The organism is Tabrizicola sp. (genome assembly GCF_036781545.1).
Lineage (GTDB): Bacteria > Pseudomonadota > Alphaproteobacteria > Rhodobacterales > Rhodobacteraceae > Tabrizicola.
Map to the genome: position 1 here is coordinate 1 of NZ_DAIQAT010000237.1, position 3900 is coordinate 3900.

The 3900-nt window shown below is 66.8% G+C and carries 4 protein-coding genes; all 4 read left to right on the forward strand.

Features of this window, described 5'->3' with window-relative positions; translation table 11 throughout:
- Nucleotides 1-289 (forward strand): helix-turn-helix domain-containing protein (locus V7Q39_RS19895; protein WP_333818350.1); only part of this gene is annotated, 289 nt, incomplete at its 5' end.
- Between the two features lie 200 nt (nt 290-489).
- Nucleotides 490-1278 carry a 3-methyl-2-oxobutanoate hydroxymethyltransferase gene (locus V7Q39_RS19900; protein WP_333818351.1) on the forward strand — a complete coding sequence of 263 codons (789 nt, stop codon included), beginning with the start codon at nt 490-492 and terminating at the stop codon, nt 1276-1278.
- A 60-nt stretch (nt 1279-1338) separates the two neighbouring features.
- Nucleotides 1339-2340, forward strand: coding sequence for a LacI family DNA-binding transcriptional regulator (locus V7Q39_RS19905; protein ID WP_333818352.1), 1002 nt, complete (start codon nt 1339-1341; stop codon nt 2338-2340).
- 381 nt (nt 2341-2721) lie between these two features.
- Nucleotides 2722-3729 carry a sterol desaturase family protein gene (locus V7Q39_RS19910; RefSeq protein ID WP_333818353.1) on the forward strand — a complete coding sequence of 336 codons (1008 nt, stop codon included), beginning with the start codon at nt 2722-2724 and terminating at the stop codon, nt 3727-3729.
- Nucleotides 3730-3900: the final 171 nt, after the last annotated feature.

The window sequence follows — 3900 nt, forward strand, 5'->3', positions numbered from 1 at the left end:
CAAGACCGCGCGCGAGAAGATCGCCTCGCTGATCTCGATCATCGCCCGGCGCGATGCGGCGCTGCACCTGCGCAAGAAATCCATGGCGCTGTCGGTGGACCTGCCGCTCACGCGCGAGGAGATGGCGGATTACCTGGGGCTGACCTTGGAAACCGTGAGCCGCCAGATCAGCGCGCTGAAGAAGGACGGGGTGATCAGCCTGGAGGGCAATCGCCACGTCTCGATCCCCAACATGGACCGGCTGATGGAAGAGGCCGGGGACGACAGCGACGGCGGGATGCTGGTCTGAGCCGCGAATCGGCGGAAGCTGCCGCTTGGTGACTGCCTCACTTCGCCGCCTGTGCGTGGGGCGCGGCCGGGGTGCTGTGGCGCTTCGCTGTGTCGTTTGAGGCGGAGTGACGCATCCAGCCCGGCCCGCCCGGCTTTCCCGTTGCCAGCCGCCTGTCCTGCCGCCTAGCGGAAGGCTCCGCAGGAAGGGAGCCGCAGGCCATGCCGAAAACCACCGTCGCCACGCTGCTGCACGCGAAGGGCAGGCGCAAATGGGTGCAGGTCCATGTCGACAGCGCCGCCGAAGCCGCCGCCGCCAAGGCTGCGGGGATCCTGGTCCTGTCCTGCGAGGCCGACCACACCCTGCCCGCCATCCGTGCGGCGGCCCCTTCGGCCCTGATCTCGGCGGGGATGCCGCACGGCTCCTCCGCCACCCCGGATGAGGCCGTTCGCGCGGGGTTCGATGCGCTGCGCCGAGGGGCCGATGCCGTTTACTGCTCGCATTCCCCCCGCTTCATCGAGGCGATGGCGCGCGAGGGCATTCCTGTCACCGGCCATGTCGGGCTGGTGCCGAACCTGGCCGCCTGGACCGGTTTCCGGGCCGTGGGCCGCAGCGCCGAGGAGGCGCTACAGGTGATGCGCAAGGCCAGGGACATCGAGAATGCGGGCGCGACCTTCCTGGAGGTCGAGGTGGTGCCGGTGCAACTGGCCGACCATATCACCCGGACGACACGGATGATCACCATGGGCATGGGATGCGGTGCGGTCTGCGACACGCAGTATCTTTTCTCCTGCGATGTGCTTGGCACCAACACGGGCCACTACCCGCGCCACTCAAAGCGCTATGCCGACTTCGCCGCGCAGGAGGCGGAGTTGCAGGCGAAACGGGTGGCGGCCTTCCGCGACTTCGTCGAGGACGTGGAGCGGCAGGGCTACCCGGAGCGCAGGCACGAGGTCTGGATGGACGAGACCGAGGCAGAGGCCTTCGCCAAAGGCGCAGCCTTGCTCTGACCGCTTGCCAGCCGCGCGAGGTTCGGGCACCGTGAGGCGAAATGCCTCAAGGGATGCATCATGCGTCGCGTTACCGTTGCCGACATCATGCGCGAGACCGGCCTGTCGCGGGCGACGGTGGACCGGGCGCTGAACGGGCGGGGCAGGGTGCATGACCGCACCCGGCTGGTGGTCGAGGAGACCTTGCGCAAGCTATCCTCGCCGGGGGGCGATGCGGTGCCAAGGCCGGTCCAGGCCGATATCGCGTTGCGGGTGGGCCGGGGGATGATGGGCCAGTTGCGCGCGGCCTGGGCGGCCTCGGGCGCGAAGGGGGTGTTCCATGACCTGCATCTGGCCGACGATGCCAGCGTGCTGCGCGCGGTCGAAGCCTTGTGCAAGGATGCGTCCCGCCCGCTGATCGTCACCATCAAATCCTCGGACCGGATCACTGCGCTTCTGTCCGCCGCCCGGGCGCGGGGCAAGCGGGTGATCGCGGTGATCTCTGACCTTGCCCCCTCGGCCCGCGACGCTTTCGTGGGGCTGGACGACCGCGCGGTGGGCCAGACCGCCGCTTTCCTGATCGGGCGGATGCTGGGCGACCGGCCTACCCCCGTGGGCGTGGTGTTGGGCAGCCCAGCTTTCCGCTGCCACGAAGACCGCGAAATCGGCTTCCGTTCCGGGCTGCGCGCCAATTTTCCCAAGGTCGTCATTTCCGGCGAGGTGCAGGGCGAGGACAGTGCCGAGTTGACCCGTCTCGCCGTCGCCCGCCTTTTGCGTGATCAGCCGGCGCTGGGCGCGCTTTACAATGTCGGCGGCGGCAACCTGGGCCTGGTCGAGGCGCTGCGGGCCGCCGGACGGGCGCAGGACATGCTGGTCGTGGGGCATGAGGTGAACCCGGTGACGGTGCCGCTTCTTCGGGCGGGCGAGATGGATTTCGCGCTGGCAGGCGACCCGAGGGACCTGCTGTCCAGCGCCCTCGCGCTGGCCGGTGACGGTGAGGCCGCCAGACAGGGCGCAGGCGCGTCCCTCGATTTCGGCGTCTACACCCGCTTCAACCTGCCGGTCTTCGCGACCCCCGCCTGACCGTTCCCCGCGAATCGCCGGGCGATACCAAGGCCGCGGCACCATGCCGCAATCAGATTGTCTCACGCTGTCCGGCCCGCCGAAAACAGCAGGTCGATATATCGCGAAAATGACGCATAGTGATGCAATATCTGACGCGAAATGCATAAAAATCTTGCGCAGGAAAACCGCCCCGCGTCAGGTTGTCGCCCATGGCGGTGGCGATGCCCCGCCGGGGAGGTTTGTCCCGCACCGGGGGAGACGGTCGGGATGCGAAGACAACACGCAGGCGTCGCCGGGCATCGGCGACCGGCGTCAGCAGGGCTTCCTCTCAAGGGACGGTTCTCCCGCAAACTGCGGTCGGGCGGTGCCCGGCCCGACCGGCGACCAGGGAAGGCAGCGATGGACGACACCAAATACGGCACCCACAACAAGCGCGGCGATTATACCCCGAACGAGCCTGCCCAGGTCGCGCCGATCTGGCGCTTTCCGCCGCAGCCCTTGGCGATCCTGAAATGGCTGCCCGGCTATTTCCTGCCCTGGAACCTGTTGTGGACCGCCAGCGCCTTTGCCTGGTGGGCTTGGGTCGTGCCGGAGAAGGAAGTCATGACCTCGCTGCAATGGGGCTGGGTGCTCTGGCTTTTCGCGGTCAACGCCGTCGCCGTCTTCCTGTTCTACGGCGCGCTGGAACTGCGCCTCTACATCCTTCGCGCGCAGGGCACCCGTTTCAAATACAATGCGAAATGGCCGTCAGAGCACAAATCCACCGCCTTCCTGTTCCAGAGCCAGACCATCGACAGCATCATCCGCGCCTTCGGCACCGGCGTTCCGATCTGGACCGCCTGGGAAGTGCTGGTGCTCTGGGCCTGGGCCAATGATATCGGCCCCTGGGTCGGGCTGATGGATCACCCCTTCTACCTCTTGGCGGTCTGGCTGTTCCTGCCGGTCTTGCACGAGGTCCATTTCTTCCTGATCCACCGGCTGATCCACACGCCCTTCCTCTACAAATGGGTTCATTCGGTGCACCACAACTCGGTCAACCCCTCGCCCTGGTCGTCGCTGGCGATGCACCCGGTCGAGCACCTGCTCTACTTCGCGACCGCCGCCTACCACTTCATCATCCCCTCGCATCCGCTTCTGGCGATCTACCAGCTGAACTTCGCGGGCTTCGGGGCGGTGGTCGGCCATATCGGCTTCGACAAGATGGAGGTGACCGAGGACAGCGCCGTGGAGAGCCATGCCTTCATCCATTACCTGCACCACAAGTATTTCGAGGTGAACTACGGCGACGGGCTCATCCCGCTCGACAAGTGGTTCGGCACCTTCCACGACGGCAGCAAGGAAGGCGACGCGCTGATGAACGCCCGCTACCAGCGCCGCAAGGCGCGGATGAACGCGAAGACCACCTGACCCCGCATCCCGATTGAAATCTGAAACCTTCTGACGCAAGGTCAGCGCTAACAGCCCGGGAGGAACGGTCGCAAGACCGGCGGGCAGGGGGAGGGAAGACCGTGACGGAACAGCCAACCGCTGCGCCCCTGGTCGAGATGCGGGGGATCGAGAAATCCTTCCCCGGCGTCC